The sequence below is a fragment of the Roseovarius roseus genome (assembly GCF_043355935.2).
Classification (GTDB): Bacteria; Pseudomonadota; Alphaproteobacteria; order Rhodobacterales; family Rhodobacteraceae; genus Roseovarius; species Roseovarius roseus.
In genome coordinates this window covers 1-4,910 of sequence record NZ_JBHFPE020000041.1, presented here as the reverse complement: position 1 = coordinate 4,910, position 4,910 = coordinate 1, and the positions used below count along the sequence as shown (strand labels likewise).

The window sequence follows — 4,910 nt, the reverse complement described above, 5'->3', positions numbered from 1 at the left end:
CGCGGCCTGATCAGGCCCAAATCCGCATGCTCGGAGAACGCCGCTGGAGAATTTCCACCAGAATCGAGACACAACCCGTTTGAACCCAAAAAGGCCATTGCTTCGCACCTTCAGCTCGCTAAAATTAGGTGCGCCGAAAAGGGCGAAAGGTAGAGTTGTGAGCATGACGATGGATGAGAGCGCAAAGCGAACGCGTGAGATGATGATGCTTGAGGCCGCAGAGTTCTCAAAATAAAGCGCATCGAGGTTGGTTAGGAGCAGCCATTTAGGTTTGACGCAGTACTCGCAGCTAGCCGACAGCGCCCAGGCGTCGCAATCCTGCGCCAGCCCGATGCCGTCTTCGGCTCGATACTCCAGTCGGGTCGGGAACTGCATCGCGCCCTCGTCCAAATAGGCGCCCACACCGACAAGGCCAGGCGATAGACATTGCCCTGTACAATATCACGGACTTCGCCCAGCCCGATCGAGCCAAAGAAGGCTCAGTACGCAATCGGCGTATAATTTACGCCGTATGTGCGCGCCATCACGCGGCGGCCACCAAAGAGGCCCCAATTATGTTCGCTGATTGTCGACAGCTCTTTCGAGCAGCGGAAGTTTGCGCCATCGACCAGCTTCCAGTCACCCTTCTTGAACAGACCGTATCCGCCGCTCGCGCGGGTGAGAGCGAGTGTATAGCCAAGGTCGATCTCGTTGTCGCAATTCCTTGAAACTGGCAAGTGCCCCTTTTCCGGCGACACGGCTCAGCAATCAACGTCGCCAGAAGAGCCTCCCATGCTTATGCTCTTTGATGACGCATTTCTTAAGACGACGGACACCAGTTGGAGATCAGCAGACTGCAAATTTTTAGCGTATGTCAGTGTCTGAATTTGGGGGGGCAGATCACAATACTCTGCATATCCTTTCTCGTATGTCATGAATTTTCCCAATGAGTAAAGTTTACATTTCATAGAATGGGATCAGATCAAGAGAGCTTTGATTTCAGTATGCGAAGACTACAACCTATACTTGCACATGTGGCTTGAAGGATATATACAGATTCCGCTAATAGGATATTTTTCGCAAACTCAGCCAACTTTTTGAACGGCAGTTTACGTGAGATCAGCCTAAATTACTTCCAACAGAAGGTGGTCTGTGCCGCTCGCCAAGATAAACAATCGTCTGTTATATTTTGCTCACATTCCCAAGACGGGGGGGGCTAGCATAACTGACTACATGAGGAAAAAGGGAATAGTGGCTCTCTATTCCAGAGAGCGGCTTGATTGGGCTCAGTCAACTCCGCAGCATCTCGAGTTTGATATCAGCAGGGCTCTCATTCCTGACGGTTTTGCCGATGTATCATTTGCGGTAATTCGTGATCCACTTGAACGGGTGTTGAGCGAGTATCGTTATAGAGCCACGAGGCATCATGATCAGAACACTGTTTTTGAGTATTTAACCACAGCCAAAACAATGAAGGTTGAACTGGACTGGGATGAAGAATTTCAAGGAACCTTCGATGAATGGCTCGATATGGTGTTTTATAGATACTCCAAGGACCCACATACCTGTGACAATCACATTAGACCGCAGATTGACTTCATTGGGGAAAATATGAAGATCTTCCTTTTCGAGCGAGGGCTACAGACGGTATATCGATGGATTGACGCTGTCACCAATACTCGGAGTATACTGGTTCCTTTGGATCAAAACAAAAGCAGAAAGTTCGATATAGAAATATCTACCAAAACAAAAGACAAGATTAGCGCTTTCTACAAGCGTGACTACTCTTTGATCACCGCTCTTGAGAAAACTTCAGGCGACAATCATGATATCTACGGCATTACTGACCCGGTGGATCCAAACACCTCCAGATGGAGTGGGCGCATCGTATAACAAAGCACCGATTCCTTCGGAGGTTCAAACTCATTGTGGTCACTAAAGCATTTTCAATTTGCAGCATTGGGGATCGGCAAGGTAAACCAAAAGGTTGAACCCTCACCCTCAACTGATTTTACTCCTACCGTTCCGCCATGCAATTCTACAATGTTCTTAGTAATACTTAGGCCCAGGCCGCTGCTCTTGCGGGCGCCGGTTGTCCCCGGGCTAATCTGATGAAACCGTGAGAAAAGATTTTTTTGGTCTGATTGAGATATACCTTTCCCGCGATCAGCAATCTCCACCCTTATCCAATCGCCCGCTCTGTGGGCGCTTATATCAACAGTCTCTCCAGTCCGGCTGAACTTAGCCGCATTCGAGAGAAGGTTGCTCATAACCTGGGAAATACGATCTTTGTCAGCATTCACGTAAATTTCAGTTTCTGGATGTTTAAACGCGAAGTCGACACCGAGCTCAGCTGCATACACTTCGCAATCCTCAGTTGTTGCGGATATAACAGAACCCAAGTTAATACGTTCTTTTTGGAGACTCACCTTCCCTTCACTCAGAGATTGCGCATCTAAAATATCATTCACCAAGCCTAGTAGTCGCGCAGAGTTACGGTGAGCGATATCGATCAGCCTAGTCGCACCCACGTCTAAGGTTCCTCCGTATTTTGCTCTGAAAAGATTGAGCCCCCCTATGATTGATGTCAGGGGCGTGCGCAATTCGTGACTAACCACCACCATAAAGTTATCTTTCATTCTCGACGCAGCCTCAACTTCTACCACAAGCTCCTGAAGCTCCCGGGATTTTCGTCTGTCCGACCGTGCGTCCATTATAAGTATCCCCGCGATACTACCCGCGAGCACCAAAATTACGATACTCAAATATGCAATTGCCCGAGACAGTGATAGGAGACCATTCCGAAATTCGAATAGAACCTGCGATCTTACCTGCGCCATCGACAAGGACAGTTCTTTGAATTTCAAATTGTAAGGATTAATTTCCGATAGTATTCTCTTGGCGATTATTTGGCGTTGTTGGCTAACAGGTTCGGCATCGGGAAGCGCCTGCACAGGAGGATCAACTTTCTCGAGCACACGCTTAAATTCCGCAAGGGCAGTTCTGTCAACACCCGCCTCACGTATCAACTCAGCCATTTTCCCTTCTTGCATTACACTTAACCGACTCCATACAATATCGAATTGAACCAGCACTTCCTCGGCCGACTTTGAGCCAATAGCGAACTCTCCAAGTTCAGCGCTAAAGTTCAAAAGTTCTAATTGGAGTTTTGATGCAATCCAAAGTGGGTCACTTTGTTCGGCCGTCCTGATCTGGTTGACGCGGTCACTGAGCTTCCAGATGACCGTGCCACCCAAAATGACGGCGGCCAAACACAATATGGAAAGAGCGATCCGAAGCGTGTTTCCCTTGGTTCTCATTCGACAGTGATGCTTGTGAGCTGCCAAATTATTCGGCTGTTATAGCTATCGTCGCGGAGCTCTTCGTGATCACTCATCGGATAGATGACCCAAATCGGACCCTTATCCCGCCTTGTTAACTTTTTCCCGTCGCTGAAGAGGGCAAGAATTACGTTGTACTGATACGCATCAATTGCGGGGACGCTTACAGAGAAATCATTTATAGCACGCATTAACAGCGTTTCGTTCGGACCTATGTTGTACTTTTCAAGCAAGTCTTTTAGCGCTGGACCAGAAAACTCAGTGATATCGTCTATGTAGTCATTCTTGGTGATGACTGTGGACTGTGGCATTGCGAGCAAGTCTTCGAAGCTCAGGACATCGGAGACGCCGTCACCGGTGACTGCAAGCAGATCCTCTGCGTAGCTGCCGGTAGGAAACGCGAGGAAGATTACAGCCAATCCGCCAAGGACGATTCGATGAATTTTTTTGCTCATGATTTTGCCTTTATGGATTGATTGTTAGACGCTCGGGCATGTTAGCCTAGGGGTGCGGGACGTTCAACTGGGAGTTGTAATGACGGATGCTCGGTGGAATCGGGTTCGTCGCGGATAGTTTGTCCGCAAATTAACAACGCAGCAGGTTGGGTGCTGCTTGAATATTAGTTTTGCGAAAGCCACGCCGCGGCGCCAGATGCGGCGGAGTGAGGCAACTCGCGACTGCCTCCGCGTTGGGCCGAAAGCCATCACGCCACTGGAGGATAGCAAGCGGCCTTTCGCTGCTACCTTCATCAAGGTCGGCTGTGCGCAGGAAGTTACTTTGCCAAAATGTGGGAAATTAACAATGTGCGCGAAAGCCGCCGCCCCCGCCCTATGCTATTATTTGCCCTACGTGACCACCTAAAGAACAGACCTGATCTCGGACGATCTGTGGTCGCGCATTTCCACACGGCTTATCGCGGCTTTGGAAGCCCGATGAAAGTTCAGCTTAAGCGTGGTTTTTAAACGGAACGGCTCCCCCACGGAAACCTGTAGAGAGATCAACTTGCGGCAGACATCGGGAACGCTTACGACCCTCAACCTCGCTTCAAGCGCCTGCTCCGTTGCACTCACGTCTTGAACTGCGGAGTGTTTGCACGCGCATAGCAGGACGCCGTTGCCCACATGGGCGACGAAAACCTTCTGCGGCGCTAATTCCGCGTGAACTGCGCCTGCGGCAGCCTCGAGCAGCCTGAGGAACTCCACCGCTGTGCTGTTTGCGAAGATCTCGCCCATCCGGTGTAGCTTGATTGCAAACAGGGCCGTATCGCAGGAGGCAGCACTGGTCACCTGATCGAGATAATTTTGGAAAACGCCTAGGGACAGAAACTTGTCATTGCTGATCTTGGCCTCGGTCAATTCACGGGCGGCATCGTCAATGGGATCGCACGGCACAAGAGAGAGGTGCGTGTCGCCCTCATCGAGCTTTCGCACAGAAAGGTAGCCATCCAAGGCCGCCTGACGCTCCTGCACCAGCCTTTCCGCAACCTTGATGCGCGTCAGTACCTCGAAGAAGCTAGGCTCTGGACCCATTGATTTCAGGTTCTCTGCGTGATTCACGGCTCCGAAAAGGAGCGATCTCATGTCTGATCTT

The 4,910-nt window shown here is 50.1% G+C and carries 6 protein-coding genes; 1 reads left to right on the top strand and 5 read right to left on the bottom strand.

The genetic code is table 11. The features are described from left to right. The coding region (locus ACEWPL_RS19255) for a hypothetical protein (protein ID WP_420744395.1) at window positions 1-375 on the bottom strand (375 nt) is incomplete at its 3' end. A gap of 104 nt (window positions 376-479) precedes the next feature. Beyond that, complete coding sequence (locus ACEWPL_RS19250) at window positions 480-716, bottom strand: hypothetical protein (protein WP_393930832.1); 237 nt, start codon at window positions 714-716, stop codon at window positions 480-482. Window positions 717-1,131: 415 nt separating this feature from the next. Here ACEWPL_RS19250 and ACEWPL_RS19245 point away from each other — a divergent pair, with 415 nt between their 5' ends. Beyond that, entirely contained in the window at window positions 1,132-1,872 is a 741-nt protein-coding gene (locus ACEWPL_RS19245; RefSeq protein ID WP_393930830.1) for a sulfotransferase family 2 domain-containing protein, read from the top strand. Window positions 1,873-1,925: 53 nt separating this feature from the next. On the opposite strand, the gene ACEWPL_RS19240 is transcribed toward ACEWPL_RS19245, so the two are convergent. The 3 genes from ACEWPL_RS19240 to ACEWPL_RS19230 form a co-directional block, all read right to left on the bottom strand. Continuing rightward, entirely contained in the window at window positions 1,926-3,299 is a 1,374-nt protein-coding gene (locus ACEWPL_RS19240; RefSeq protein WP_393930828.1) for a sensor histidine kinase, read from the bottom strand. Beyond that, window positions 3,296-3,775, bottom strand: a complete 480-nt coding sequence (locus ACEWPL_RS19235; RefSeq protein ID WP_393930826.1) for a putative pterin-binding protein — start codon at window positions 3,773-3,775, stop codon at window positions 3,296-3,298. Before ACEWPL_RS19235 ends, ACEWPL_RS19240 begins: the two co-directional genes overlap by 4 nt. A gap of 402 nt (window positions 3,776-4,177) precedes the next feature. Beyond that, a partial coding sequence (locus ACEWPL_RS19230) for a hypothetical protein (RefSeq protein WP_420744394.1) occupies window positions 4,178-4,910 on the bottom strand: 733 nt, incomplete at its 5' end.

What these genes read in the sequence shown, in the direction of transcription:
- ACEWPL_RS19240 (WP_393930828.1), bottom strand. Translation starts at nt 3,299, where the DNA reads ATGAGAACCAAGGGAAACACGCTTCGGATCGCTCTTTCCATATTGTGT.
- ACEWPL_RS19235 (WP_393930826.1), bottom strand. Translation starts at nt 3,775, where the DNA reads ATGAGCAAAAAAATTCATCGAATCGTCCTTGGCGGATTGGCTGTAATC.